Raw genomic sequence first — 26,953 nt, 5'->3', positions numbered from 1 at the left:
CAGCCGACTACGAGGTTATACGCCCTGACTGACAGAGCTCATGTTGAAATCGGGGACGCGCAGAGCCGGCATCGCGGCCCTGGTGAACCAGTCGCCCCACTCCCTGGGCAGGGTCTTCTCCGTACGGCCCGCCTCGCTCGCCCGTCCCAGCAGACCCACCGGCGATTCGTTGAACCTGAAGTTGTTGACCTCGCCCTTCACCTCGCCGTTCTCGACGAGGTAGACACCGTCCCGGGTCAGGCCCGTGAGCAGCAGCGTCGCCGGGTCGACCTCCCGGATGTACCAGAGGCAGGTCAGCAGCAGCCCGCGCTCGGTGTTCGCGACCATCTCCTCGATCGAGCGGTCCTGGCCGCCGTCCAGGATCAGGTTGTCGATCGCCGGTGCCAGCGGCAGACCGGTCAGGCCCGCGCTGTGCCGGCTGGTCGTGAGGTGGCTCAGCTCGCCCTCGCGCAGCCAGTCGGTGGCCGTGAGCGGCAGCCCGTTGTCGAACACCGACTGGTCGCCACCGGAGGAGTGCGCGATCACGAACGGCGCGGACTCCAGGCCCGGCTCGTTCGGATCGCTGCGCAGCGTCAGCGGCAGCTCGCTCAGCTTCTCGCCGAGGCGGGTCGCGCCGCCCGGCTTGGAGAAGACGGTCCGGCCCTCGGCCGCGTCCCGTCCCGACGCCGACCAGAGCTGGTAGATCAGCAGGTCGGCCACGGCGGTCGGCGGCAGCAGCGTCTCGTACCGGCCGGCCGGCAGCTCCAGGCGCCGCTCGGCCCAGCCGAGGCGTACGGCCAGCTCGGCGTCCAGCGCCGTCGGGTCCACGTCCTTGAAGTCCCGGGTGGCGCGTCCCGCCCAGGCCGAGCGGGTGCGGTCCGGCGACTTGGCGTTCAGCTCCAGCGTCCCGTTCGGCTGGTCGTGCCGCAGCCGCAGCCCCGTGGACGTGCCCATGTACGTCGACACCATCTCGTGGTTCGCGAAGCCGTACAGCTCGCGTCCGCCCGCACGCGCGCGTGCGAACGCCTCGCCCAGCGCCGGGGCGAAGTCGGCGAACACCGTCGACGACGTCTCCGCGGGGGCGTCGGTGAAGTCCTGGGACGCCGGTACGTCCGTCACCAGCGGCTGCGCGTCCTCGGCGGGCCCGGCGGAGCGGGCGGCGGCCTCGGCGGCCCGCACCAGCGGCTCCAGCTCGTCCAGGGTCACGGCCGAGCGGGACACCACACCGGAGGCGGTGCCCTCCTTGCCGTCGACGGTCGCGACGACGGTGAGCGTCCGCCCGCGCGTGACGCCGTTCGTGGTCAGCGCGTTGCCCGCCCAGCGCAGATTGGCGGTCGACTGCTCGTCGGCGATGACGACGCACCCGTCCGCCCGCGACAGCTCAAGGGCCCGCTCGACGATCTCGTGCGGCTTGTTGGTACGGGCGCTCATCGACCGGCCTCCTGCGTGGTGTTCAGAATGTTGACGCCCTTGAAGAGGGCCGACGGGCAGCCGTGCGAGACCGCCGCGACCTGGCCCGGCTGGGCCTTGCCGCAGTTGAAGGCGCCGCCGAGGACGTACGTCTGCGGACCGCCCACCGCCGCCATCGAGCCCCAGAAGTCGGTGGTCGTCGCCTGGTAGGCCACGTCCCGCAGCTGGCCGGTGATCCGTCCGTTCTCGATCCGGAAGAACCGCTGCCCGGTGAACTGGAAGTTGTAGCGCTGCATGTCGATCGACCAGGACCGGTCGCCGACGACGTAGATCCCGCGGTCCACGCTGCCGATCAGATCCTCGGTCGACATCCCCGCCGGATCCGGCTGGAGCGAGACGTTGGCCATGCGCTGCACCGGCACATGGCCGGGGGAGTCGGCGAACGCGCACCCGTTGGAGCGCTCGAACCCGGTCAGCCTCGCGATGCGCCGGTCCAGCTGGTAGCCGACCAGGGTGCCGTTCCTCACCAAATCCCAGGACTGGCCCGCGACGCCCTCGTCGTCGTACCCGATCGTCGCGAGGCCGTGCTCGGCGGTGCGGTCACCGGTGACGTTCATCAGGTCCGAGCCGTAGCGGAGCTTGCCGAGCTGGTCGAAGGTGGCGAAGGAGGTGCCGGCGTAGGCGGCCTCGTAGCCGAGGGCGCGGTCCAGCTCGGTGGCGTGCCCGATGGACTCGTGGATCGTCAGCCACAGGTTGGAGGGGTCCACGACGAGGTCGTACGGCCCCGCCTCCACGCTCGGCGCCCGCATCTTCTCGGCGAGCAGCCCGGGGATCTGCTCCAGCTCGCTCTCCCAGTCCCAGCCGGTCCCCGTCAGGTACTCCCAGCCCCGGCCGACCGGCGGCGCGATCGTGCGCATGGAGTCGAACTCGCCGCTCGACTCGTCGACCGACACCGCGGTCAGCTGCGGGTGCAGCCTTACCCGCTGCTGGGTGGTCACGGTCCCGGCGGTGTCGGCGTAGAACTTGTTCTCGTGGACCGTCAGCAGCGAGGCGTCGACGTGGTTCACGCCGTCCGCCGCGAGCAGCCGCGCGCTCCAGTCCGCCAGCAGCGCCGACTTCTCCTCGTCGGGCACGGTGAACGGGTCGATCTCGTACGACGAGATCCATGTCTTCTCGGCGTGCACCGGCTCGTCGGCGAGCTCCACCCGCTCGTCCGACCCCGCCGACTTGATCACCTGGGCGGACAGCTTCGCCATGGCCACCGCCTGCGACGCGACCTTGGCGGCGGCGTCCAGCGTCAGATCGACCCCGGACGCGAAGCCCCAGGTCCCGCCGTGCACCACCCGCACCGCGTAGCCGAGGTCGGTGGTGTCCGAGGACCCGGCGAGCCGGGCGTCCCGCAGCCGCCAGGACGCGCTGCGCACCCGCTCGAAGCGGAAGTCCGCGTGCTCCGCACCGAGCGCACGCGCGCGTGCCAGCGCCGCGTCGGCCAGGGCGCGTAGCGGAAGCGCCGTGAAGGCTTCATCGATCGTATGAGGCACGGAGGTCTCCCTGCTGTCGTGGCCTGTCGGCACGATCATGTCGCGCGGGCGGGCCGGTGGACCACACGTTTCCGGCTGGAGTCGGCATCTTTCTGTAGGGACCCGACAGTGACTCCCTTACGCCACTGTCGGTGCCCGAATGTCCGCGGCAGGGACCGGCCAGATAGGTTTTCGGAGAAGCCGCCTGTCACCCAGCTGTTCGGGCGGGTGTGTCAGACCCCTATCGAAAGGGTGATCCGTTGAGCCGCTCGGTTCTCGTCACCGGAGGCAACCGGGGCATCGGCCTCGCCATCGCCCGCGCATTCGCCGAGGCCGGCGACAAGGTCGCGATCACATACCGCTCGGGTGAGCCGCCGGCCGCCCTGACGGAATTGGGCTGCCTGGCCGTCAAGTGCGACATCACCGACACCGAGCAGGTGGAGCAGGCCTACAAGGAGATCGAGGCCGAGCACGGCCCCGTCGAGGTGCTGATCGCCAACGCGGGCGTCACCAAGGACCAGCTCCTCATGCGCATGTCCGAGGAGGACTTCACCTCGGTCATCGACACCAACCTCACCGGCACCTTCCGCGTGGTCAAGCGGGCCAACCGCGCCATGCTGCGCGCCAAGAAGGGCCGCGTGGTGCTCATCTCGTCCGTCGTCGGGCTGTTCGGCGGTCCCGGCCAGGCCAACTACGCCGCCTCCAAGGCCGGCCTGGTCGGCTTCGCGCGCTCCCTCGCCCGTGAGCTGGGCTCGCGCAACATCACCTTCAACGTCGTCGCGCCCGGCTTCGTCGACACCGACATGACCAAGGTGCTCACCGACGAGCAGCGTGAGGGCATCGTGAAGCAGGTGCCGCTCGGTCGCTACGCGCAGCCGGAGGAGATCGCCGCGACGGTGCGGTTCCTCGCCTCGGACGACGCTTCGTACATCACTGGAGCCGTCATCCCCGTTGACGGCGGACTGGGAATGGGTCACTGATCAACATGAGCGGAATTCTCGAGGGCAAGCGCGTCCTGATCACCGGTGTGCTGATGGAGTCCTCCATCGCCTTCCACACCGCCAAGCTGGCCCAGGAGCAGGGTGCCGAGATCATCCTGACCGCCTTCCCGCGGCCCACGCTGACCGAGCGCATCGCCAGGAAGCTCCCCAAGCCCACCAAGGTCATCGAGCTCGACGTCACCAACGACGAGCACCTCGGCCGGCTGGCCGACGTCGTCGGCGAGGAGCTCGGCGGCCTCGACGGCGTCGTGCACTCCATCGGCTTCGCCCCGCAGGACGCCCTCGGCGGCAACTTCCTGAACACGCCCTTCGAGTCCGTCGCCACGGCCATGCACGTCTCGGCGTACTCCCTGAAGTCGCTGACCATGGCCTGCCTGCCGCTGATGCAGAACGGCGGCTCGGTCGTCGGCCTCACCTTCGACGCGCAGTACGCCTGGCCGCAGTACGACTGGATGGGCCCGGCCAAGGCCGCCCTGGAGGCCACCAGCCGCTACATGGCGCGTGACCTGGGCAAGCAGAACATCCGCTGCAACCTCGTCTCGGCCGGCCCCATCGGCTCGATGGCCGCCAAGTCCATCCCGGGCTTCGCGGAGCTCGCCTCCGTGTGGGACACCCGCGCCCCGCTGGAGTGGGACCTGAAGGACCCGGAGCCGGCCGGCAAGGGCGTCGTCGCCCTGCTGAGCGACTGGTTCCCGAAGACCACGGGCGAGATCGTCCACGTGGACGGCGGTCTGCACGCCATCGGCGCCTGATCTTCCGCACACCCTCGACGCCCCGTTTCCCGCCGCCGCGCGGGGAGCGGGGCGTCACCCGTTCGGCCCATCCGGCGAGGCGGCCGGGGCCCTCGGCCGCGCACCCTGGAGTACGCGTTCCTCACGCGAACCCCTCTCCCGTACGGCCGAGGAGGTCCCGTTGTGCGCTTGTCCCGCCGCTTGGCCTCAACGACCGTCGCCGTCGCACTCGTCCTGCCGGTGTCCTGCGCGGCGATAGCCCACGCGCGTGTGCACTCCGTCGAAGCGGGCGCCGGGACGGAGCCCGCGGAGCCGTTCGGTGCCGCGTGCCGGATCAGTGTCACCGGCTCCCGGGTGACCGCGTTCTGCCACAACCCGTATCCGGAGACCGACAGCGTGACCCTGCACGTGGAGTGCGCCCGCTGGTGGGACCTGGACAGCGACGGCTCCCCGGTGGCCGCCGAACCCGCGCAGACCGTGCGGATGTCGGCGCGCTGCTGGAAGGAGATCGACTCGGCGTGGGTCAGCCACCGGCGGGAGGGCTGACGCGGCCCGGACGGCAGTGGAACGGATACCCCGCCGCCTCGTCCGCGGCGGCGGACGCGTCGCCCGCGCGGATCGCGTCGACCAGCCGCGCGTGGTCCAGGTACGTCTCCGGCGTCAGCTCCGTGCCGACGTCGTCGCGCAGCCAGTCCACCAGGACCTCTCCCAGGTCCGCGTACATCGCGGTCATCACGTCGTTGTGGGAGGCCGCGACCACCGCCAGGTGGAAGGTCGCGTCCGCTGCCACGAACGCCTCCGTGTCGCCCGACTCCCAGGCCTCCTCGCGCCGCGCCAGCAGCGTGTCCAGCTGCTTGAGGTCCTTCTCCGTGCGGCGTACGGCGGCCAGCTTGGCGGCGCCCGACTCCAGGGTGGAGCGCAGCTCGGCGATGTGCCGGGGGTCGGCGTCGGTGAAGCGGCGGTGCATGACGCCGGCCAGCTCGCTGGTCGCCACGACGTAGGTGCCGGAGCCCTGCCGGATGTCCAGCAGGCCGTTGTGCGCGAGCGCGCGGACCGCCTCGCGGACCGTGTTGCGGGCCACGCCGAGCTGCTCGACCAGTTCCGGCTCGGTCGGGATGCGGGAGCCGACGGGCCATTCGCCCGTGGCGATCTGGTTCCGCAAGGCCGCGATGACCTGCTCGGACAGCGCCGAGCGGCGGGGGTGGCTCAGGGGCATGGCACACCTTCGCACGTGAGGACCCGGACCGGACGGTCCAGGGGTGGACAACCAATCATCCCATGATTCTATGATGGGCCTCATGGCAAGCGAGGAATCCACCCGGACGGTGACGTCCATGCGAATACGCACCCCCGAGGCCCAGACCCTCTCGGAGCCCGCCACGCGCGCGTGGACGATGCGGCTGCTCGTGGCCGGCATCGTGCTGACCGCGCTCAACCTCCGCCCCGCCATCACCAGTCTCGGCGCCCTCCTCGAAGAGGTCCGTGACTCCCTCGGCATGAGCGGGAGCGTGGCCGGACTGCTCACCTCCGTGCCTCCGCTGTGCTTCGCCGTCTTCGGCGTCGCCGCCCCGCGCCTGGCCCGCCGCTTCGGCCCCGGCGCCGTGGTGTGCGCCGGCATGGTCGCCATCACCACGGGCCTGCTGCTGCGGCCGTACGTCGGCGGCACGGCCGGCTTCCTGGCCGCCACCGCACTCGCCCTGATGGGCATCGCGGTCAGCAACGTCCTGATGCCGGTCATCGTCAAGCGCTGGTTCCCCGACCGGGTCGGCTCCATGACCGGCCTGTACTCGATGGCCCTCGCCCTGGGCACCGCGTCCGCCGCGGCCGTGACGGTCCCGATGACCGATCTGCTGGGCGGGAACTGGCACAGCGGCCTCGCCGTGTGGGCGGGCCTCGCGGTGGCCGCCGTGGTGCCGTGGATCCCCTTCGTGCGGGACCGGTCGGCGGCGCCCGGCACGGCAGCCCAGGAGAAGCACGCGCGCGTGGACGCGCCCCCGGTGCGCATCACCCGCAGCCGCACCGCCTGGGCCCTCGCCGTCTACTTCGGGCTCCAGGCCACCGGCGCCTACATCACGATGGGCTGGATGGCGCAGATCTTCCGGGACTCCGGGGTGCACGCCGGCCAGGCGGGCCTGCTGCTCGCCGTCACCATGGTCATGGGCGTGCCGCTGGCCTTCGTCATACCGCGCCTGGCCACCAGGCTGCCCCACCAGGGTCCGATCGTGCTCGCGCTGGGCGCCTGCGGCCTCGTCGGCTATGCCGGGCTGTACCTCGCCCCGGTCTCCGGCGCCTGGGTCTGGGCCGTGCTGCTGGGCGTCTCCAACTGCTCGTTCCCGCTGGCCCTCACCATGGTCGGCATGCGCGCCCGGTCCAGCGCGGGCGTGGCCCAGCTGTCGGGCTTCGCGCAGAGCACCGGCTATCTGATCTCCATCCCCGGCCCGCTCCTGGTCGGCGTGCTCTACCAGCACAGCGGCGGCTGGGGGCTGCCGATCGCCCTCATGGCGGGACTGATGATCCCGCAGATGGCGGTAGGCGTGCTCGCGGGACGCAACCGTGTCGTGGAGGAGGAGGCGGCCCGCTGACCGCACCCCGGCGGGGCGGGCACGGGCGGCGGATGGGAGACTTCCCTCATGCCAGTGCTCGACCCGAACCCCCAGAACGGCCAGAAGAAGCTGCTGCTCGTCTTCGGCGCGTTCTTCGCCATCTTCGTGATCATCGGGATCATCGCGACGATCGCCTCACCCTGAACCCGGTCCCCGAGGGACGCCGCAAGGCACACCTCGCAGGCCCATGGTGGGGCTAGCACCACCATCCCCTAGGGGGTGAGTGTCAGGGTCAACTGGGTGGATCACCGGATGGGTTGAGGGCCGATCGGTCCGTAACTTCGAAGTGTGGCCGCGAGGAGCGGACACCGACCACTCGAAGATCCGCGGAGGCATCATGTCGGCCCGTACGCACACCCCGCCCCAGCCGGCGTCCACGGGCCGTGCCGACATCCGGCTGCCCTGGTGGGCCCTCGCCCTGCCCACGCTCGCGTTCATCACGCTGCTGACGCTGATTCTCAACCCGGCGGACGCGCAGGCCGCCACCGCCGAGCCCGCGGTCACCCAGCTCTTCGAGCGCATACAGCAGCTGATCACGCACTGAGCGCCCCCGGAGGCGCCGGTCAACTACCTGCGCCCCATGGCCTGTTTCGTGCGAAGCTGGATCTCATGAGCGTCCCAGAATCCCGCAGGATCGTCCTCTTCCGGCATGCGAAAGCCGACTGGCCACAGGTGACCGACCATGAGCGGCCGCTCGCCGAGCGGGGCCGCATGGACGCGGCGGAGGCCGGCCGCAGGCTGGCCGACACCGCCATCCCCTTCGACCTGGCCCTGTGCTCCACCGCGATTCGGACCCGGGAGACCTGGAAGCTCGCCGTCCACGAGTTCCAGCACCGGCCGAAGACCGTCTACGAGGAGCGGGTCTACGAGGCCTCGCCCGGCGAGCTCATCGCCCTGCTCAACGAAACCCCGGACGACGCGCAGAACGTCCTGCTGATCGGCCACAACCCCGGCGTACAGGGCCTCGCCGACATCCTGTCCGGCTCCGCCGACGGTGACGCCCGCGAACGGATGAGCCGCCGCGGCTTCCCGGCCGCCGCCTTCGCGGTCCTGTCCTTCGGCGGCTCCTGGAAGACTCTGGAGCCCGGCGTGGCCACGCTCCTCGACTACTGGGCCCCGTCCGAGTGACCGACCCGCACGAAGGGGCCCGGCACCGTCACGGTGCCGGGCCCCTTCGCAGGCAGGTCACCCGGGCCTCCCAGCAGGGGGCGCCCGGTGCGGGTCGTCAGTCCTCGTCGTCGTGCATGTCCGCGGCCTCGACCTCTTCGCGGGTGACGCCGAGCAGATAGAGGACCGTGTCCAGGAACGGCACGTTCACGGCCGTGTGCGCGGCCTCCCGCACCACCGGCTTCGCGTTGAAGGCGACGCCGAGCCCGGCCGCGTTGAGCATGTCCAGGTCGTTGGCGCCGTCACCGATCGCCACCGTCTGCGACAGCGGCACCCCCGCCTCCGCGGCGAACCGGCGCAGCAGCCGCGCCTTGCCCGCCCGGTCCACGATCTCGCCTGTCACCTTGCCGGTGAGCTTGCCGTCGATGATCTCCAGCGTGTTCGCCTGGGCGAAGTCGAGCCCGAGCCGCTCCTTCAGATCATCGGTGACCTGCGTGAACCCACCCGAGACGACTCCCACTTGATAGCCGAGCCGCTTCAACGTGCGGATCAGCGTGCGCGCGCCCGGCGTCAGCCGCACCTCGCTGCGCACCTTCTCCACCACCGAGGCGTCCAGCCCCGCCAGCAGCGCCACACGCGCGTGCAGCGACTGCTCGAAGTCCAGCTCCCCGCGCATCGCGGCCGCCGTCACCTCGGCCACCTTGTCCTCGCAGCCGGCGTGCGCGGCGAAGAGCTCGATCACCTCGTCCTGGATGAGCGTGGAGTCCACGTCCATGACGACCAGGCGCTGGGCGCGGCGGTGCAGCCCGGCCGCGACGACCGCGACGTCGACACCCAGTGCCGCGGACTCCGTCACCAGACCGGTGCGCAGCGGCTCCGTCTCCGCGCCCGAGACCGCGAACTCCACCGCCGTCACCGGGTACTTGGCGAGCCGGAAGATACGGTCGATGTTGGCGCCGGACTTGGTGATCCGGGCCGCGATGGCGGCCGTCGCCTCCGCGGTGAGCGGGTGCCCGAGCACGGTCACCAGGGAGCGCCCGAGGCCACGCGGACGGTTGTCGCCGAGGCCGGAGATGATCTCCGCCTGCATCTTCATCGACTCCGCCCAGCTGTGGACGGTCGCCCGCAGGTCCCCCTCCATGCCGGCCGGCGGCTGCGTCACGAGCGCGCACAGCGTGATCCGGCCCCGGGTGACGACCTGCTCGATGTCGACCACGTCGACCGAGTAGGCGGCCAGGGTGTCGAAGAGGCCGGCGGTGATACCCGGCCCGTCCTTCCCGAAGATCTTCACGAGAAGTGTGGGGACGGCGGGGATCTCTGAGGTCTGCGAAGCGCTCATGGTGCTTCCACCGTATCCGGCACCCAGTGCCTGCCGCCCCCGAGGTCCGTCTAGCGGACACGGAACACTGGGTGTCGGCCGGGTGGCGAAGGCATTACGTCCCGGACACCTCTGCACCGGTTGCTGTGAACCGCCCCAGGAAAACCTGTGGCCCGACACCTCACGGCCGCGTGCCGGTGGCCTTCCGGACCTCACGGCCGCGTGCCGGTGGCCTTCTGGACCTCAGTGGCGCGTGCCGGTGGCCTTCTGGACCTCAGTGCCGCGTGCCGGTGGCCTCCCGGACCTCAGTGGCGTGTGCCGGTGGCCTCCCGGACCTCAGTGGCGCGTGCCGGTGGCCTCCCGGACCTCACGGCCGCGTGCCGGTGGCCTTCCGGACCTCAGGGGCGCCCCTTGGGCTTCCTCGGCGGCGGCGCGGGAGGCGGTGGCGGCGGAGGCGGCGGCCCGTCGCCCGTCCCGGACGACGACCCGTTCTCCCGCCGCCGCGGAGTCCGGGGCGACCTCGGCGGCGGCGTGAACGGCCGCATGACCGTGGGCGCGCCGTACATGTCGTCGCCCCTCTCGGGCGGCGATCCGTCGGGCACGCCGTCGGTGTGGGGCGGCCGGGCGTCCTCCGGCTCGCGCATCTCGTCCGGCACCCGCAGGTACGGGTTCGTGTCGGGGTTCGGGGGCCGGTACGGCGTACCCGGGGCGTACGGCCCGGACCGGGCGGCATGCCCGGCAGCACCGGGCGCCTCGGCGGCCGTACCCGCATCGGGGCCCCGGTCCGCCGCGCCCGCCGCCCCCAGGGCCAACGGCGCCGCCCGCTGGCCGGCCGCCCCGGTCGCGCGGGCCAGCAGCGCGCCCACCGCACCCGCCCCCGCGCCCCAGACCGCCCCGAGGACCAACGCCATGCCGAGGTTCCCCCGCAGCTCCACTCCGGCGCCGAACGCGTCGAACCCCAGCACCGACAGCGAGGCGTCCACGGACACCTCCGCCAGCCATGCGAGCAGCGGCAGCGCCAACGCCGTGACGACCCCGAGCCGCAACGCACATCGCCCGGCGAAACGGAGGGTCCCCGGATCCCGTACGTCCCCGTGATCGCCCGCACCACGCACGGACCCGCCACCCGAGCCACCGGCCGACCCCGTGCCCGAGCCGGTCACCACACCGCCCCCCGAGCCGGCCATCGCCCCGGCACCCGCCCCGACCCCCGGTACCACCGGCGTCCGCGCGGCCGTCAGAACCCCCGCCAGCAGCATCATCACCGCCGCGGCGACGCCCAGCAGCCACACCCGGCTGTCCAGGTCGGCGAGTCGGCTCAGGGTCACGGACTGGTCGGCGTCGCTGTTCAGGAGGTCGTCCAAGGGGTCGGGGAGCAGGCCCACCAGGACTCCCGAGGCCCGGCCGTCGAACGGCACGAACAGGCCGATGGGGATGCCGAGCCACACGCCGTTCGGGGCGCCGAGCAGCGCGGCACCGGCGATCCGCTTCGGGTGGTCGTCGCCGATCGCCGCGTACGCCGCCGCCGCGAGCCCGGCCACGACCGCCATCAGCAGCACCGTGACGAGGGCGGACACGGCGGGCCGTACGACACGGTGTGCCGCGTCCCAGGCGCGGGGGAGCGGGGTGCGGCGCGAGGCCAGCAGCGCGATCAGCAGGACGCCGGCCGACCAGGCGAGGCCGCCGAGCAGCGTCGGCGCCGTGTCCACCGTGAAGCCGACCGCTGCCTTGGCGTCGATGAGGTCGCCGACCTGGTCGGGGAGCAGCCCGCCGATGTCGCCGACTCCGGGGATCTCCAGACCGCCGCCGCCACCCCCGCCCGGCAGGTCGTCGAGCCCCAGTGAGCTCCCGTCGATGGTGATGACGTCGTGCCCGGCCCACGCCAGGCCGCCCAGTGTCGCCACGAACAGTGCGACCACCGTGCCCGCGCGTGCGATGAGTTCGGCCGGCGCGATCACAACTCCCGCGCCCCGCAACGACCGTAGGAAGAACCACGACAGCAGGACCGCACCGACCAGGCTCACCCCGAGTGGCGCGATCTCGATGGCGGTCGCCGCCTCCGCGCCGGTCAGACCGAAAGCGGACACATCGCCGGACGGCGTGACGGAACCACCCGCCCCAAGGGCCACCACAGCGGCGGTCATCGGGCCCAGGGAGCTCGCCGAGTCCGCCTCCAGCAGATGCAGTCCGAGCGCCGCCGTGCCGGCCATCCCGATCAACGCCCAGCTCACCGCCGCGATCGCGGAGAGCAGGACGTCTCCCCATGGCAGCCTCGCGCCTTTCGAGGCCCCGACGTACGTGGACGCACCCATGGCAGACCCCCCGATCCGCGGCGCGGCCGATGACCGCGCATGTCCCCCTCGCGTGGATTACCACTCTCCGGGCTGGTTTCAACCCCGTCAACGGAACCAGTCGAAGCCCGTGGGCGTGGTCCACACAAGGCCCGGCTTTCGGTCAGGGGGCCGAGCCTGAAATAGTTCCCGACGATGTTCGACATCCCTAGACTCCCTGTGATGGGGGTAACTCGGGGGACTACTCAGTGGGGCATGGAGTGCCGGAACTCGTACTGGAATTGAATGGAAGGACCTGGACGCTCGACCCGTCCAGGCCCTACACCCTCGGACGCGATCCGCAGGGTGACATCGTGCTCGACGACGCCAGGGTGTCCTGGCGGCATGCCACGATCAGCTGGAGCGGCCGCAGTTGGGTCATCGAGGACCACGGCAGCACCAACGGCACGTTCGTGCAGGGTCAGCGGATCCACCACCTGGAGATCGGCGCGGGAACGGCCGTTCACCTGGGCAACGCGACCGACGGACCGCGCCTGAACGTCTCCGGCACCGCGGCCTCCGTCGCCACGCCGCAGGCCCAGCCGCAGCAGCAGCCGTACGCCGCGCAGGGCGCCCAGGCGGGCTGGGCCCAGCAGGCCCCGGCCCAGCAGCCGACGCCGCAGCAGCAGCCGCAGGCCCAGCAGGCCGGCTGGCAGCAGCCGCAGCAGGCCGCGCACATCCCGCAGCAGCAGGGCCCCGGTGGTGGCGCGGGGGCGCCGCCGGTCTACGGCGACCGCAGCCCCACCACGTTCCACCAGTTCTCCGTCGGCCGCGTGATGCGCATCGGCCGTGCCCTGGAGAACGAGCTGGTCGTCTCCGACCTCCAGGTCTCCCGGCACCACGCCGAGTTCCACTCGACGCCCGACGGCCGCATGGAGATCCGCGACCTCGGCTCCCACAACGGCACGTACGTCAACGGCCAGCCGATCGCCAAGGGCGGCTCGCAGCTGCTCGGCCCGGCCGACATCGTCGGCGTCGGTCACTCCACGTTCCGCATCGTCGGCGACCGCCTCGAGGAGTTCGTCGACACCGGTGAGGTCTCCTTCTCGGCCCGCCACCTCACGGTCACGGTCGACGGCGGCAAGCAGATCCTCAAGGACGTCTCCTTCGGCGTCCCGGAGAAGTCGCTCATCGCGGTCATCGGCCCGTCAGGATCCGGCAAGTCGACCCTGCTCAAGGCGCTGACCGGCTACCGCCCGGCCAACCAGGGCGACGTCCTCTACGACAACCGGAACCTCTACAAGCAGTTCGCCGAGCTGCGTCAGCGCATCGGTCTGGTCCCGCAGGACGACATCCTGCACAAGGAGCTGACCGTCAAGAAGGCCCTCAAGTACGCGGCCAAGCTCCGCTTCCCCGCCGACACCACGGCGGCCGAGCGCGAGGCCCGGATAGACGAGGTGCTGCGCGAGCTGAAGCTGGACATCCACCGGGACAAGAAGGTCACGTCCCTCTCCGGCGGCCAGCGCAAGCGCGTCTCGGTGGCCCTGGAGCTGCTGACCAAGCCGTCGCTGATCTTCCTGGACGAGCCCACCTCGGGCCTCGACCCGGGCATGGACCGTGACGTCATGCAGCTGCTGCGCGGCCTGGCCGACGACGGCCGTACGGTCCTCGTCGTGACCCACTCGGTGGCCGAGCTGGCGCTGTGCGACAAGCTCCTGGTGATGGCGCCCGGCGGCGCGGTCGCCTACTTCGGCCCGCCCGAGGAGGCGCTGAACTTCTTCGGCTACGACACCTGGGCCGATGTCTTCTCCGCCTTCGAGAACTACCGCGACTACGACTGGGCGGGACGCTGGAAGGGCTCTCAGCACTACCAGATGTACGCCGCGGACATCGACGCGATTGCTCCGCAGTCCGTACAGATGCCTCCGATGCAGGCGATGAAGCCGCCGAAGCCGCAGGGCTGGATGTCTCAGTTCGTCACGCTGGTGCGCCGCTACGTCTCGGTGATCGTCTCCGACAAGGGCTTCCTGGCCCTGATGGTGATCCTGCCGGGCGTCCTGGGCGCGGTGAGCCTGCTGATCGACTCGGGCAAGGGCCTGCTGCCCAACCCGGCCAATCCGCAGACGGGCCGGATCATCCCGAACGGCACGGCCACCACCGTGCTGCTGATCCTCGCGGTGGGCGCCTGCTTCGCCGGCGCCGCGAACTCCGTGCGTGAGCTGATCAAGGAGCGGGTCATCTACGAGCGGGAGCGCGCCACCGGCCTGTCCCGCTCGGCGTACCTGATGTCCAAGGTGTTCGTGCTCGGCTTCATCACCGTGCTCCAGGGCCTGATGGTCGGCGTCATCGGCTTCGCCGGCCGGGAGATCCCGGAGGAGGGCCTGGTCTTCGGCAAGCTGACGCTGCTGGAGCTGTCGGTGCCGATCATGGCGCTTGGCTTCACCTCGATGATGTTCGGCCTGATCATCTCGGCGCTGGTGAAGACCGCCGAGAAGACCATGCCGCTGCTGGTGATGTTCGCGATCATCCAGGTCGTGTTCACCGGCTGCCTCTTCGCCCTCAACGGCTCGATCGGCGCCAACCAGATCTCGTATCTGATGCCGTCGCGCTGGGCGGTGGCCGCCGCGGGCGCCACGCTGGACTTCAACAAGATCAGCCCGCCCGGCCAGGGCGAGAGCAACGACCCGCTGTGGGAGCACACCGTCGGCGTCTGGGCCATGGACATGATCGCCCTGATCGTCCTCGGCGTGATCTGCGGCATCTTCGTGGCCCGCTTCCTGCGCCGCCACGAGCCCGAGGTCATGCGCAAGTAGCGGCACCGTGAGACGCCCGAAGGGCGGCACCCCGTCAGGAGGGTGCCGCCCTTCGGCGTACGGATCAGAGGCCCGCGCCTACCTCGCTCAGTACGCGCTGTTGACGTTGTCGATCGAGCCGTACCGGTCGGCCGCGTAGTTGGCGGCGGCGGTCAGGTTCGCGACCGGGTCGTACTGGCTGTGCGCGGTGCCCGGCACGTGGTACGCGTCGAAGGTGGGCTTGATGACCTGGAGCAGACCGATCGACGGGACGCCGTTCTGGGCGTTGATGTCCCAGTTGTTGATCGCGTTCGGGTTGCCCGAGGACTCGCGCATGATGTTCTTGTGCAGGCCGTTGTAGGTGCCCGGGATGTCATGCTTCTTCATGATGTCCAGGGCCTCACGGATCCAGCCGTCGAGGTTGTTCGCGTAGGACTTCTTGGCGGCGACGGGCTTGACCGCGACGCGCTTGGCGGACCGGCTCGCGGCCTCCTTCGCCTTGCGCTCGGCAGCGGCCTTCTTCGCGGCGGCGGCCTTGGCGGCGCGCTGCTTGGCGGCGGCCTGGGCGGCCACGTGCTTGTCGTGGGCGACGGCGGCCCGGTGCTTGGCGGTGGCCACAGCAGCCTTGTGCTTGGCGACCATCGCCTCGGCCTTCACCTTGTCGCCTGCGAGCTGGTCGGTGACGCTGCCCTTGACGTCCTTTATCTGCTCGTTGCTGTAGGCCACCTTGCCCGCGGGGGCTTCGGCCGTGGTCGTCGTGGCGTTGCCGGGTACGGCGGAGATGGCCAGGGCGGCGGCACCGAGCGTGGTGACACCTGCGATCGCGATCTTCTGACGCTTGTTGATGGAACGACTGAGACCACGGTTCTTGGTGTTCTTGAGCATGGCAGTGGGACCTCTTCGAATAGCGCGGAGGTCGCTCGCTGTCCGACAGGGGACACGGGTGCTTCCTGCACAAACGCCGCGGGCTGAACCCACGGCGCTGAGCGACGAGAGCCATTGTTAGCGGCCGCAAAATTGCCTGGCAAAGGTGTGACGTACGATCCTCGATAGTGGAGCCGGGAAGGGCAAAATAGGACAGACAGGGCCGTCCGTGCCGCTCAAAAGGGACGTCACTACCTACTACGGACTTTCGTACGTGATGTGGACCCTATGCGCGGGCTCACATCGGCCGTGTGTCAGTCTCACCAGCAGTTGCTGGAGCAATGCACTGTGTGAGGGTTCTCCGCCGGGAGGATGAGGTGCACGTCGCCGAACTCGTGCCACAGGTAGAGCCCGCGCAGCGCCTCCTCGTAACTACGGCTGATCGCGTCCCGCCCGGCGACCGCCTCCAGCATCAGCAGATGCGACGCCTCCGGCTCGTGCAGCCCGGTCAGCAGCCCGTCCACCACCCGCACCCCGCGCTCCGGCGTCACGACGAGATCCGTCCACCCCTCACGCGCGCGTACGACCCCGTCGGCGTCCACCGCCGACTCCACGGCCCGCACGGCCGTCGTCCCCACGGCGACGACCCGGCCGTCCCCTGCCTTCACCGCGTTGATCAGCCGCGCGGACGCCTCCGGCACCGCGAACCGCTCCGGATACGGCGGCTCGTGCGCCTCGGCCGAGGCCACCCCGGTGTGCAGGCTGATCGGCGCGATCTGCACACCCCGGCTGACCAGCTCCGTCACCAGCCCGGCCGTGAAGGGCCGCGCCGCGCTCGGCATCTCCGCACTGCCCGCACCGTCGGCCGACGGCAGCGCGAACACCGTCTGGTACACGCACAGCGGCTGATCCCGCTCGGTATAGGAGTAGCGGATCGGCCGCCCGTGCTCCCGCATGAGCCCGAAGATCCCGGTGCCGGGCGCGCCTGTGGGGGACTCTCCCGTGGCCTCCACGTCCAGGGGACCGGAGACCCGAGCCCACCACAGCCGCTCGCTCCCCGGGCTCAGCGGCTCCTCCAGAACCAGCCGCAGCCCGCCCGGCAGCCCCACCTCACTACCCGCGGGCCCGCCCGCACGCGCGCGCGTGGCGCCCCGCTCGTCCGGATCCCGCAGTTCGACCGCCCACCGCCCGTCGTCCCCGCGCGTGGAGAAGTGCACCACCACGCGCGCGTGCCCGACCCGCCCGTCCACGGCCGCGGCCAGCGTCCGCGAGGTGTTGACGACCAGCAGATCCCCGGCCCGCAGCAGCCGCGGCAGCTCACGGAACGCGTGATGCGACACCGCGGTGCCCCGCGACACCAGCAGCCGTACGGCATCCCGGCCCAGCCCCGGCCCACGCTGCTCGGCCGGAACCCGCGCCGACAGCTCCTCGGGCACCTTCCCCCACGCTCGAACAGGCTCGCGCGGGGGCACTCCCGTCGCCAGCGTCATCGCCGCCCCTCCAGCAGAGCCGGAGCCCCGTAGCGGCCGCTCGCCGGACGCTCGTCCAGCAGCCGCAGGAACGCCGGCACGACACTCGCCGGCGCCGGCCGCGGATCGTCGTCGTCCGGTACGGCCGCCGCGTACAGGTCCGTGGCCATGTCCCCGGGGTCGACCGCCCACACGCGCAGTCCGGGCTCCTCCTCGCCGAGCACCGCCGCGAGATGGTCCAGGGCCGCCTTCGACGCCCCGTAACCGCCCCATGTCTCGTACGCCTCGGCCGCCGCGTCCGAGCTCACCGTGATCACGGCCCCGGCCCCGGCCGCCCGCAGCAGCGGCAGCGCCTCCTGCACCAGGCCCAGCGCGGCGACCACGTTCACCTCCAGCGCCCGCCGCAGCCCCGCCGGCGGCAGCGCGTCCAGCCGCCGCAGCGGCTCGGCGCCCAGCGCGCTGGCGTTGCTCACCAGCAGATCGACACCGCCCAGCCGCCAGGCTGCGGCCACCAGAGCGGCCCGGTGCCCGGCGTCCGTGACGTCTCCCGGCACCGCCGTCACGTCCGTGCCGTGCGCGTCCCGCAGCGCGGACGCCGTCTCCTTCAGGACCTCCGGCGTCCTGGCGTCCAGCACCAGATCCCAGCCGCGGGCGGCCAGCGCCTCGGCGAGCGCCCGCCCCAGCCCCTTCGAAGCCCCCGTGATGATCGCTACCGGCATGACAACCGTCCCCTCGTCCAGCCGCCTCGGATCGGCGGTGCCCTCAACGTAGGAACGGGGCCGCCCGCACCGCCTCGGACGCGGGCCGCAACATCGCGGGGCCCTTCGTCCTAGGCCGAGCACCCGGGTCCGTTCGCCCTACGTCGCCGACCGGGGGACCAGAGGACTAGGACCGTCGCCCTAGCCGGCCGCCGCCACAGGTCCGATCCGGCCGTCACGCCCCGCCGGTACGGTGAGGGCATGAGTCAAGCCCCCAGGTCCGGCCTCGCCGCGGTGAGCTCCGCGTTGCTGGCCATGAGCAGGCATCTGGAGGTGCGCGACGTCCTCAAGACGATCGTCGCCTCCGCCCGCGAACTGCTCGACGCGCAGTACGCCGCGCTCGGCGTGCCGGACGACCACGGAGGCTTCGCCCAGTTCGTCGTCGACGGGGTCAGCGACCACCAGTGGAAGGCCATCGGCCCGCTGCCCCGCCAGCACGGCATCCTCGCCGCGATGCTCCAGGAAGCCAAGGTCGAGCGTCTCGCCGACGTCCGCAAGGACCCCCGCTTCGAGGGCTGGCCGTCGGCGCACCCCGACATGTCCGACTTCCTGGGCCTGCCGATCCGCGACGGCGACGAGGTCATCGGCGCCCTGTTCCTGGCGAACAAGAACTGCCCCAAGCCGGAGGGCAGTTGCGGCTTCACCGCCGAGGACGAGGAACTCCTCGGCATCCTCGCCCAGCACGCCGCGATCGCCCTGACCAACGCCCGCCTGTACGAGCGCAGCCGCGAGCTGACCATCGCCGAGGAGCGCTCGCGCCTGGCGCACGAACTGCACGACGCGGTCAGCCAGAAGCTGTTCTCGCTGCGCCTGACGGCCCAGGCCGCCACCGCCCTGGTCGACCGGGACCCAGCCCGCGCCAAGGGCGAGATGCACCAGGTCGCCGCGCTCGCCGCCGAGGCCGCCGACGAACTGCGCGCCGCGGTCGTCGAGTTGCGCCCCGCCGCTCTCGACGAGGACGGCCTGGTCGCCACCCTGCGCACCCAGATCCAGGTCCTCGACCGTGCCCACACCGCTCGCGTCACCTTCGCCGGCCGCGGTGTGAAGGCCCTGCCCTCCGCCCAGGAGGAGGCACTGCTGCGCGTCGCCCAGGAGGCCCTGCACAACGCCCTGCGGCACTCCGGGGGCGAGCACGTCGACGTGACCCTGGACCGGCGCGCCGGCGGAGCGGTCCTGCGGATCACGGACGACGGCAGCGGCTTCGACCCGAAGGCGGTACGCCGCGCGGGACGCCACCTCGGCCTGGTCTCCATGCGGGACCGGGCGAGCGGCGTCGGCGGCACGCTGACCGTGGAATCGGCGCCCGGCAAGGGCACCGTGATCGAGATGGAGGTCCCCGGTGGCTGACGCAATCAAGGTGCTCCTCGTCGACGACCACCAGGTGGTCCGCCGGGGCCTGCGCACGTTCCTCGAAGTGCAGGACGACATCGAGGTCGTGGGGGAGGCCGCGGACGGCGCCGAGGGAGTGGCCCGCGCCGAGGAGCTGAAGCCGGACGTCGTCCTCATGGACGTCAAGATGCCGGGGATGGACGGCGTCGACGCCCTGCGCAAGCTCCGCGAGCTCGACAACCCCGCACGCGTGCTCATCGTCACCAGCTTCACCGAACAGCGCACGGTGATCCCGGCCCTGCGCGCGGGTGCCGCCGGGTACGTCTACAAGGACGTCGACCCGGACGCGCTCGCCGGAGCCATCCGCTCGGTGCACGCCGGCCACATCCTGCTCCAGCCCGAGGTGGCGGGCGCCCTGCTGTCCCAGGAGGAGGCCAACTCGGGCCAGGGGAGAGGCGGTTCGCTGACGGAGCGGGAGCGCGAGGTGCTCGGGCTGATCGCGGACGGCCGCTCGAACCGGGAGATAGCCAGGGCCCTGGTCCTGTCCGAGAAGACCGTCAAGACGCACGTCTCGAACATCCTGATGAAGCTCGACCTCGCGGACCGCACGCAGGCCGCCCTGTGGGCCGTACGCCATGGCGTGACCGGCTGAAACGCTCTGCGCAGGGCGTGACGGACGGCAATTCGGAGGGTTCCGCTCCGGACTGAGATTCATACCGTCGTGGGAATGTCCCCCGGATGGCGCATCCTTCGTGGATCTCCACCGTTCTCCAGTGCGTGCTGCGGCGACTGCCGCGGCAATCGCAAGGAGGGCTTAGAAGTGAAGAACCTGAAGAAGGCAGCGGCCGTGACGATGGTGGCGGGTGGCCTGCTGGCCGCCGGTGCCGGAATGGCCTCCGCCACCGACGGCGCGCACGCCGACGGCCAGGCCGTGGGCTCCCCGGGCGTCGCCTCGGGCAACCTCGTCCAGGCCCCGGTCCACATCCCGGTCAACGTCTCGGGCAACAGCGTGAACGTCGTCGGCATCCTGAACCCCGCCTTCGGCAACCTGGCCGTCAACAAGTGACGACCCCCCAGAACAGGCAGTGACCTCCGGCCCCCCGGGTTTCCCGGGGGGCCGGTCTGTTCCCGCCGAATTCCTCAGGAGCGCTCCGGTACGGCCGCCCCACGGACGCTCACCGCGCGCCCCGCTCCTCCACATACGCGTTGTACGCGGCCACCTGCGCCCGCCGGGCCACCCGCTCCACCGGCCGCAGCGCCTCCGTCCGGGCCCCCATCTCCGCGGAGCTCACCGCACCCCCGTGCCCGTTCTCCCGCGCCAGCGAGACCAGCAGACCGACCCGCTGCGCCAGCTCCAGCACCCGCACCGCCCGCGGCGGATACCCCGGCGCCAGCACCTCCCGCCCCCGCTCGGCCCGCGCCCGGTACGCGTCGATCGCCGCCTCGGCCACCGGCCCCGATCCGGCCACATCCAGCCGGGACAGCACCTCGGTCGCCTCCCGCAGGCCCTCCGCCAGCTCCCGCTCGGCCTCACCCAGCGACGGCACGTCCGCGGGCGGCGCCTCCCGCACGGGCAGCACCCGCCAGACGACCTCGACACGCACATCACCGTCGGGCCCGGCCTCGTACACCTCCGGCACCAGCCCGAACGCGGCGCCGTGGCAGATCACCGCCTCCTCGGCATCCATCGCCCGCGCGTTGAACTCCGGCGGCCCGCTCAGCCCCAGCGGATGCCCCGGCGACGGCAGCGCGACCCGCAGTCCGCTCACCCCGAGCGTCCGCAGCCGCCCCAGCCCCAGCGTGAGCCCCACGGGCGCCGACTCGCCGGGCAACCCCTCCACCCGGTGCACGGCATCGTCACCGACGATCTCGTGCACAGCGTCATCCGGTGAGACAAGTCCGGCCAAAAGGGCATTTCCCCAAGCGGCAAGGCGTCCTGAACGTGGTTCCGAGAGCATGCCCCCACCCTAAGGACCGGACCGATGGAATGAAGGGGTGGACCGGTGGCGTAGATTTCGTTGAGGGCTGCGCCCACAGGCGCACGCGACCTCCGAGACGCCGAGACGCCGAGACCGGTCACACTGCAAGGGGAGACAACGCGCTCATGAGCGATGTTCTGGAGCTTCAGGACGTATCCGTGGTCCGCGAGGGCCGGGCTCTGGTGGACCAGGTCTCCTGGTCGGTCAAGGAGGGCGAGCGCTGGGTCATCCTCGGCCCGAACGGCGCCGGCAAGACCACCCTCCTGAACGTCGCGTCCAGCTACCTCTACCCGACCAAGGGCACCGCCACGATCCTCGGCGAGACCCTCGGCAAGCCCGGCACCGACGTCTTCGAGCTGCGCCCGCGCATCGGCGTGGCCGGCATCGCCCTGGCCGAGAAGCTCCCCAAGCGCCAGACCGTCCTCCAGACGGTCCTGACCGCCGCCTACGGCATGACCGCCACCTGGAACGAGGACTACGAGGACGTCGACGAGCAGCGCGCCCGCGCCTTCCTCGACCGCCTCGGCATGAGCGACTACCTCGACCGGAAGTTCGGCACCCTCTCCGAGGGCGAGCGCAAGCGCACCCTCATCTCCCGCGCCCTGATGGCCGACCCCGAGCTGCTCCTCCTCGACGAACCCGCCGCCGGCCTCGACCTCGGCGGCCGCGAGGACCTCGTACGCCGTCTCGGCCGCCTCGCCCGCGACCCGATCGCCCCCTCGATGCTCATGGTCACCCACCACGTCGAGGAGATCCCCCCGGGCTTCACCCACGTCCTGATGATCCGCCAGGGCAAGGTGCTCGCCGCCGGCCCCATGGAGCTCGAACTGACCTCCCGCAACCTCTCCCTCTGCTTCGGCCTCCCGCTCGTCGTCGAGCAGGTCGGCGACCGCTGGACGGCACAGGGCCTCCCGCTCTCCTGACCCACTCCTTCACCCCGCGAAACCCCGGTAGAAGGGGCCTCTCGAACGATCGGCGCCCTGTCGGTGACAGGGTCCGCGGTCCTACCATGACCATGTGGAAATCGACGCGTGGGTTTGGTGGTTGATCGGCGCGGCAGCGCTCGGCATCGGGCTCGTGATCACCGCGATGCCCGAACTCGGCATGCTCGCGGTCGGTGCCGTCGCCGCCGCCGTGGCCGCCGGCATCTTCGGCGGTGACGCCGTGGTCCAGGTCGTGGCCTTCGTCGTCGTCTCGACCGCACTCATCGCCGTCGTACGGCCCATCGCCAACCGGCATCGCGCACAACGCCCCCAACTCGCCACCGGCATCGAGGCGTTGAAGGGCAAACAAGCCGTCGTTCTGGAACGCGTCGACGCCTCGGGCGGCCGCATCAAGCTCGCCGGAGAGATCTGGTCGGCCCGCGCGCTCGACACCGACCGCGCCTACGAAGTGGGCCAGGAAGTGGACGTCGTGGACATCGAGGGGGCCACCGCGATCGTCATGTGACCGCGCACCGTGACCTCGCACGACGTATCTGGCGCGAACGCGCCACGGGGTACGCGACGGTCTGTCAGACTCGACCAGCAAGATCTTCAACAGGCATAAGATCTGCCGAAGTTGCCGCAGCGGAGAAGGGGTACGGGGAACGACGATGGAACCGGTCATCATCGTCCTGATCATTCTGGTGGTGTTGGTCTTCATCGCCCTGATCAAGACGATCCAGGTCATCCCGCAGGCGAGCGCGGCCATCGTCGAGCGCTTCGGCCGCTACACACGGACACTCAACGCGGGCCTCAACATCGTGGTCCCGTTCATCGACACCATCCGCAACCGCATCGACCTGCGCGAACAGGTCGTGCCGTTCCCGCCGCAGCCGGTGATCACCCAGGACAACCTGGTCGTGAACATCGACACCGTCATCTACTACCAGGTGACCGACGCGCGCGCGGCCACCTACGAAGTCGCCAGCTACATCCAGGCGATCGAGCAGCTCACGGTCACCACGCTCCGCAACATCATCGGCGGCATGGACCTGGAGCGCACCCTGACCTCCCGCGAGGAGATCAACGCGGCCCTGCGCGGCGTCCTCGACGAGGCGACGGGCAAGTGGGGCATCCGCGTCAACCGCGTCGAGCTCAAGGCGATCGAACCGCCCACCTCCATCCAGGACTCGATGGAGAAGCAGATGCGCGCCGACCGTGACAAGCGCGCCGCGATCCTCACCGCCGAAGGTACGCGCCAGGCCGCCATCCTCACCGCCGAAGGTGAGAAGCAGTCCCAGATCCTCCGCGCCGAGGGTGAGGCCAAGGCCGCGGCCCTGCGCGCGGAAGGCGAGGCGCAGGCCGTCCGTACGGTCTTCGAGGCGATCCACGCCGGCGACCCGGACCAGAAGCTCCTCTCCTACCAGTACCTCCAGATGCTCCCGAAGATCGCCGAGGGCGACGCCAACAAGCTCTGGATCGTCCCCAGCGAAATCGGCGACGCCCTCAAGGGCCTCTCCGGCGCCATGGGCAACCTGGGCGGCCTGGGCGGCGGTTCGGGCAACGGCGGCTCGGCCAACATCCCCGGCCAGGCTACGGAACGCCGAGAGAAGCCGTCGATCGACTGACACGGTTCGCGCGATACGACAACGGGCCCGCCTTCCTCGACGAAGGCGGGCCCCAATCTCTTCACGGGGCCGGGCCCCAACGCCCTCAGGGGCGCGGGGAAGCGACAAGCCACAACGAACCGACGGCCTACGAACCACCGATGGACCCACGGCAATCAGATCAGGCCGCGTCCGTCGCCAGCCAATCCGGCAGCGCAGCAAACTCCTCGGCCCCCAGCGTCAGCAACATCGCATCGGCAGGAGTCGGCTCGAACGGCTCCCGAAGCAACGGCATACCCGCCTGCTCAGGCGTCCGGTCCGCCTTCCGGTGATTGTCCTCCGCACACGAGGCGACCGTATTCAGCCACGTGTCCTGCCCACCGTGCGACCGCGGCACCACGTGGTCCACGGTCGTCGCCCTGCGCCCGCAGTACGCGCACCGGTGCCGGTCCCGCACCAACACACCCCGCCGCGACCACGGCGCTTGTCTTCGGAACGGCACCCGTACGTACCTGCACAGCCTGATCACCCGGGGCGCGGGTATGTCGACCTCGGCTCCACGCATACGCAGTTCGGGGTGGGCCTGCTCGACGACGGCCTTGTCCTGAAGCACCAGAACGACGGCTCGATTCAACGTCACCGTCGACAGCGGCTCGAAGCTCGCGTTCAGTACCAGCGTGTCCCGCATTGCAGCCCACCTCCCGTGCGCACCTGCCCACCCCCTGGCGGACTGGGATCAACTCTGGCCGGGCACGCCGAGATGGACAACGAAATAAAAAATGCCCGCCCCCGATCACTTCCATGACCGGGGGCGGGCAAACGTTCCATGAACGTCAGGATTCGGCGGGCACCTCGTACTCGGCGATCACATGCGCACGCGCGAGCGCGTGGAAGCGCAGGTTGAAGCCGACGACCGCCGGGCTCGCGTCCGAGTCCGGACCGAGCTTCTCCTGGTCCACGGCGTACACCGTGAACACATAGCGGTGCGGCCCGTCCCCGGGCGGCGGCGCGGCACCCCCGAAGTCCTTCGACCCGTAGTCGTTCCGCGCCTGTACGGCACCCTCGGGCAGCCCCTCGAACTTGCCGCTGCCCGCACCCGCCGGCAACTCGGTCACGGAGGCCGGGATGTCGAAGAGGACCCAGTGCCAGAACCCGCTCCCCGTGGGGGCGTCCGGGTCGTAGCAGGTCACGGCGAAGCTCTTGGTCTCCGCCGGGAAGCCCTCCCAGCGCAGCTGAGGCGAGGTGTTGCCGGCCGCGTAGACCTGAGCGTCCTCGAGGGTCCCGCCGGCCGCGACCTCCTCACTCGTGACCGTGAAGGACGGCACGGGCGGATGGAAGTCGTGGGGGAGCGGCCGCCGCTTGAGCTCGGTCACTTCGATACCTCCTGACGAAACAGTGGAATCAGCAGTTCCGAGCCTAGAACCAGTTGCGCTTGCTGCCGACCTCGGACAGCCACTGATTGAGGTACGCCGCCCAGTCGGTCCCGTGGAAGTCGTTCAGACGCACCTGGAACGAACGGAAGGTGTCGCTGCCCTCGCTGAACAACCCGGGCTTCTTGTCCATTTCCAGGACGACGTCCATCGCGTTGCCGTCCGCCACGAAGCTCAGCTCGACCTGGTTGATCCCGCGGTACTGCTGCGGCGGGAAGAACTCGATCTCCTGGTAGAACGGCAGCTTCTGCCGGGTGTTGCGGATGTGGCCGCGCTCCATGTCCGCGTTCTTGAAGCGGAAGCCCAGCTGGATGAAGGCGTCGAGGATCGCCTTCTGCGCCGGCAGCGGGTGCACGTTGATCGGGTCCAGGTCGGTGGAGTCCACGGCCCGGGCGATCGCCAGCTCCGTCGACACACCGATGTTCATGCCGCGCAGCGCCTGACCGTCGATCATGGTGACCGGCGTCTCCCACGGGATCTCCAGCCCGAACGGCACCGCGTGCACCGCGCCGGGCTGAAGCTCGAAGGCACCGCCGAGCTGCATCTTCGTGAACTCGATGTCCTGCTTGTACTCCGAGTCCTGGGTCTCGACCTCGACACGGGCCTGAAGACCCACGGACAGGCCCTCGATGTTCTGGCTCACGGACCCGCCCTGAATCCGCACCTCGCCCTGGACGACACCGCCCGGAACGACGTTGACCTCGGTCAGCACCGTCTCGACCGAAGCACCGCCGGCCCCCAGGCTCGCGAGCAGCTTCTTGAACGCCATGACTCTCCTCTTCTCAGAGTGGATCCCTGATCCCTACAAACGCGATCCGGCCGTGGCCGGTTCCGCGCCCCACCCTGGCAAGGCGCACGCTTCCTGACCACCCCGTCGCGACGACCCGTCTCCACTACCCTCGGACGGCATGATCGCGACCCCCGACCGTACGCCCCTTCCCCGGGACTTCTTCGACCGCCCCGTCCTGGAGGTCGCCCCCGATCTCCTGGGCCGGATCCTCGTACGCACCACCTCGGACGGTCCGATCGCCCTGCGCCTCACAGAGGTGGAGGCCTACGACGGCCCTAATGACCCCGGCTCGCACGCCTATCGCGGCCCCACACCCCGCAACGGCGTGATGTTCGGTCCCCCTGGGTACGTCTACGTCTACTTCACCTACGGCATGTGGCACTGCATGAACCTGGTGTGCGGCCCCGAGGGCCGGGCGAGCGCGGTCCTGCTGCGCGCCGGCGAGATCGTGGAGGGCGCCGAGCTGACCCGTAAACGTCGACTCTCGGCCCGTAACGACAAGGAACTGGCCAAAGGCCCGGCCCGCCTGGCCACCGCCCTGGACGTCGACCGCGCCTTGGACGGTACGGACGCCTGCGCCTCGGGCGAGACCCCGCTGAGGATCCTCACCGGCACCCCGGCCCCCTCCGACCAGGTACGGAACGGTCCACGCACCGGAGTGGCAGGTGACGGTGGCAATGGCGACGTCCACCCGTGGCGCTACTGGATCGCCAACGACCCTACGGTCAGCCCCTATCGGGCCCACGTCCCCAAGCGTCGCTCAAGTTGACGCGCCATGACGGGGCGCGTAACGTAGCCCGAGCCGCTGAACCGGGTACTGCGAAGTCAGCAGCCGGAGCGGCCAACCCACTACCTAGCAATAACCCCTCAGCAGGGTCGATTCCGGCGTGCCCGCATGCCCGAATTCGAATCCGCAGAACCCCGATTATGAATCGGGCGGGGGAATCGGCTAACGTAGTGAATGTCGAAAGGCCGACGGGCGAAAGCCCAAGACCCAAGACAATCCCGCCGACAGGGAATCGGATCGGAAAACGATCTGATAGAGTCGGAAACGCAAGACCGAAGGGAAAAGC

The 26,953-nt window shown here is 70.7% G+C and carries 27 protein-coding genes; 15 read left to right on the top strand and 12 right to left on the bottom strand.

The features are described 5' to 3' along the window. Positions 1-15 precede the first annotated feature (15 nt). The gene (locus PGH47_RS09560) at positions 16-1,410 is read right to left on the bottom strand and encodes a metallopeptidase TldD-related protein (protein ID WP_271663054.1); all 1,395 of its coding nucleotides are present in this window, start codon (positions 1,408-1,410) and stop codon (positions 16-18) included. Then, positions 1,407-2,969 carry a TldD/PmbA family protein gene (locus PGH47_RS09555; protein ID WP_376060550.1) on the bottom strand — a complete coding sequence of 521 codons (1,563 nt, stop codon included), beginning with the start codon at positions 2,967-2,969 and terminating at the stop codon, positions 1,407-1,409. The genes PGH47_RS09560 and PGH47_RS09555 overlap by 4 nt, the downstream gene beginning before the upstream one ends. Before the next feature lie 200 nt (positions 2,970-3,169). Between PGH47_RS09555 and fabG the strand changes: the two genes are divergently transcribed. The 3 genes from fabG (at position 3,170) to PGH47_RS09540 (ending at position 5,187) form a co-directional block, all read left to right on the top strand. After that, positions 3,170-3,889: a 3-oxoacyl-[acyl-carrier-protein] reductase gene (fabG, locus tag PGH47_RS09550; protein ID WP_271663052.1), complete on the top strand. Its 720-nt coding sequence runs from the start codon at positions 3,170-3,172 to the stop codon at positions 3,887-3,889. Positions 3,890-3,894: 5 nt separating this feature from the next. Continuing rightward, positions 3,895-4,662 carry an enoyl-ACP reductase FabI gene (gene fabI, locus PGH47_RS09545; protein ID WP_269643621.1) on the top strand — a complete coding sequence of 256 codons (768 nt, stop codon included), beginning with the start codon at positions 3,895-3,897 and terminating at the stop codon, positions 4,660-4,662. Between the two features lie 162 nt (positions 4,663-4,824). After that, a complete protein-coding gene (locus PGH47_RS09540) occupies positions 4,825-5,187 on the top strand; it encodes a hypothetical protein (RefSeq protein WP_271663051.1) in 363 nt (120 codons plus the stop codon). On the opposite strand, the gene PGH47_RS09535 is transcribed toward PGH47_RS09540, so the two are convergent. Next, entirely contained in the window at positions 5,165-5,857 is a 693-nt protein-coding gene (locus PGH47_RS09535; protein WP_107907311.1) for a FadR/GntR family transcriptional regulator, read from the bottom strand. The genes PGH47_RS09540 and PGH47_RS09535 overlap by 23 nt on opposite strands. Before the next feature lie 70 nt (positions 5,858-5,927). Between PGH47_RS09535 and PGH47_RS09530 the strand changes: the two genes are divergently transcribed. From PGH47_RS09530 to PGH47_RS09515, 4 genes are all read left to right on the top strand, one after another. After that, entirely contained in the window at positions 5,928-7,223 is a 1,296-nt protein-coding gene (locus PGH47_RS09530; RefSeq protein ID WP_271663050.1) for a CynX/NimT family MFS transporter, read from the top strand. Positions 7,224-7,271: 48 nt separating this feature from the next. Further along, positions 7,272-7,388, top strand: a complete 117-nt coding sequence (locus PGH47_RS09525; protein ID WP_093745518.1) for an SGM_5486 family transporter-associated protein — start codon at positions 7,272-7,274, stop codon at positions 7,386-7,388. Positions 7,389-7,581: 193 nt separating this feature from the next. Continuing rightward, positions 7,582-7,788, top strand: a complete 207-nt coding sequence (locus PGH47_RS09520) for a hypothetical protein (RefSeq protein ID WP_107907419.1) — start codon at positions 7,582-7,584, stop codon at positions 7,786-7,788. A 65-nt stretch (positions 7,789-7,853) separates the two neighbouring features. Next, on the top strand, positions 7,854-8,372 hold the full coding sequence (locus PGH47_RS09515) for a SixA phosphatase family protein (RefSeq protein ID WP_271663049.1): 519 nt from the start codon (positions 7,854-7,856) through the stop codon (positions 8,370-8,372). Between the two features lie 97 nt (positions 8,373-8,469). Here the strand turns inward: PGH47_RS09515 and serB are convergent, their stop codons facing one another. After that, complete coding sequence (gene serB / locus PGH47_RS09510) at positions 8,470-9,690, bottom strand: phosphoserine phosphatase SerB (protein ID WP_271663048.1); 1,221 nt, start codon at positions 9,688-9,690, stop codon at positions 8,470-8,472. A 377-nt stretch (positions 9,691-10,067) separates the two neighbouring features. Further along, positions 10,068-11,981 (bottom strand): streptophobe family protein, encoded by a 1,914-nt coding sequence (locus PGH47_RS09505; protein WP_271663047.1) that lies wholly within the window; start codon positions 11,979-11,981, stop codon positions 10,068-10,070. A gap of 239 nt (positions 11,982-12,220) precedes the next feature. Here PGH47_RS09505 and PGH47_RS09500 point away from each other — a divergent pair, with 239 nt between their 5' ends. After that, entirely contained in the window at positions 12,221-14,752 is a 2,532-nt protein-coding gene (locus PGH47_RS09500; protein ID WP_271663046.1) for an ABC transporter ATP-binding protein/permease, read from the top strand. Between the two features lie 87 nt (positions 14,753-14,839). Here PGH47_RS09500 and PGH47_RS09495 read toward each other — a convergent pair whose 3' ends face one another. The 3 genes from PGH47_RS09495 to PGH47_RS09485 all read right to left on the bottom strand — a co-directional run bounded on the left by PGH47_RS09495 (position 14,840) and on the right by PGH47_RS09485 (position 17,783). Continuing rightward, positions 14,840-15,616: a transglycosylase SLT domain-containing protein gene (locus tag PGH47_RS09495; protein WP_271663045.1), complete on the bottom strand. Its 777-nt coding sequence runs from the start codon at positions 15,614-15,616 to the stop codon at positions 14,840-14,842. 299 nt (positions 15,617-15,915) lie between these two features. Then, on the bottom strand, positions 15,916-17,085 hold the full coding sequence (locus PGH47_RS09490; protein ID WP_271663044.1) for an S-adenosylmethionine:tRNA ribosyltransferase-isomerase: 1,170 nt from the start codon (positions 17,083-17,085) through the stop codon (positions 15,916-15,918). Next, a complete protein-coding gene (locus PGH47_RS09485) occupies positions 17,082-17,783 on the bottom strand; it encodes an SDR family NAD(P)-dependent oxidoreductase (RefSeq protein WP_271663043.1) in 702 nt (233 codons plus the stop codon). Before PGH47_RS09485 ends, PGH47_RS09490 begins: the two co-directional genes overlap by 4 nt. A 240-nt stretch (positions 17,784-18,023) precedes the next feature. Between PGH47_RS09485 and PGH47_RS09480 the strand changes: the two genes are divergently transcribed. The 3 genes from PGH47_RS09480 to chpE all read left to right on the top strand — a co-directional run bounded on the left by PGH47_RS09480 (position 18,024) and on the right by chpE (position 20,217). Continuing rightward, on the top strand, positions 18,024-19,169 hold the full coding sequence (locus tag PGH47_RS09480) for a GAF domain-containing sensor histidine kinase (RefSeq protein ID WP_271663042.1): 1,146 nt from the start codon (positions 18,024-18,026) through the stop codon (positions 19,167-19,169). Next, entirely contained in the window at positions 19,162-19,803 is a 642-nt protein-coding gene (locus PGH47_RS09475) for a response regulator (protein WP_125528125.1), read from the top strand. Before PGH47_RS09480 ends, PGH47_RS09475 begins: the two co-directional genes overlap by 8 nt. Positions 19,804-19,971: 168 nt before the next feature. Next, entirely contained in the window at positions 19,972-20,217 is a 246-nt protein-coding gene (gene chpE / locus PGH47_RS09470; protein ID WP_030951938.1) for a chaplin ChpE, read from the top strand. 109 nt (positions 20,218-20,326) lie between these two features. Here the strand turns inward: chpE and PGH47_RS09465 are convergent, their stop codons facing one another. Next, the gene (locus PGH47_RS09465; RefSeq protein ID WP_271663041.1) at positions 20,327-21,109 is read right to left on the bottom strand and encodes a hypothetical protein; all 783 of its coding nucleotides are present in this window, start codon (positions 21,107-21,109) and stop codon (positions 20,327-20,329) included. Between the two features lie 146 nt (positions 21,110-21,255). Between PGH47_RS09465 and PGH47_RS09460 the strand changes: the two genes are divergently transcribed. The 3 genes from PGH47_RS09460 to PGH47_RS09450 all read left to right on the top strand — a co-directional run bounded on the left by PGH47_RS09460 (position 21,256) and on the right by PGH47_RS09450 (position 23,681). After that, positions 21,256-22,053, top strand: a complete 798-nt coding sequence (locus PGH47_RS09460; protein ID WP_126903004.1) for an ABC transporter ATP-binding protein — start codon at positions 21,256-21,258, stop codon at positions 22,051-22,053. Positions 22,054-22,147: 94 nt separating this feature from the next. Continuing rightward, complete coding sequence (locus tag PGH47_RS09455; RefSeq protein WP_126903003.1) at positions 22,148-22,579, top strand: NfeD family protein; 432 nt, start codon at positions 22,148-22,150, stop codon at positions 22,577-22,579. 145 nt (positions 22,580-22,724) lie between these two features. Continuing rightward, positions 22,725-23,681 (top strand): SPFH domain-containing protein, encoded by a 957-nt coding sequence (locus PGH47_RS09450; RefSeq protein ID WP_062725676.1) that lies wholly within the window; start codon positions 22,725-22,727, stop codon positions 23,679-23,681. Positions 23,682-23,841: 160 nt separating this feature from the next. Here the strand turns inward: PGH47_RS09450 and PGH47_RS09445 are convergent, their stop codons facing one another. The 3 genes from PGH47_RS09445 to PGH47_RS09435 form a co-directional block, all read right to left on the bottom strand. Continuing rightward, positions 23,842-24,348 carry an HNH endonuclease gene (locus tag PGH47_RS09445; RefSeq protein ID WP_107907322.1) on the bottom strand — a complete coding sequence of 169 codons (507 nt, stop codon included), beginning with the start codon at positions 24,346-24,348 and terminating at the stop codon, positions 23,842-23,844. Between the two features lie 145 nt (positions 24,349-24,493). Further along, positions 24,494-25,033, bottom strand: a complete 540-nt coding sequence (locus PGH47_RS09440; protein WP_271663040.1) for a YbhB/YbcL family Raf kinase inhibitor-like protein — start codon at positions 25,031-25,033, stop codon at positions 24,494-24,496. Positions 25,034-25,076: 43 nt separating this feature from the next. Then, positions 25,077-25,859: a sporulation protein gene (locus PGH47_RS09435; RefSeq protein ID WP_271663039.1), complete on the bottom strand. Its 783-nt coding sequence runs from the start codon at positions 25,857-25,859 to the stop codon at positions 25,077-25,079. 139 nt (positions 25,860-25,998) lie between these two features. On the opposite strand from PGH47_RS09435, the gene PGH47_RS09430 reads away from it, so the two are divergent. After that, complete coding sequence (locus tag PGH47_RS09430; RefSeq protein ID WP_271663038.1) at positions 25,999-26,649, top strand: DNA-3-methyladenine glycosylase; 651 nt, start codon at positions 25,999-26,001, stop codon at positions 26,647-26,649. The last annotated feature ends 304 nt before the right edge of the window (positions 26,650-26,953 follow it).

The sequence above is a fragment of the Streptomyces sp. HUAS 31 genome (assembly GCF_028198125.1).
Taxonomy (GTDB): Bacteria; Actinomycetota; Actinomycetes; order Streptomycetales; family Streptomycetaceae; genus Streptomyces; species Streptomyces chartreusis.
Note: the sequence above shows the minus strand (reverse complement) of the source record. Positions and strands in the feature narration are given on the sequence as shown.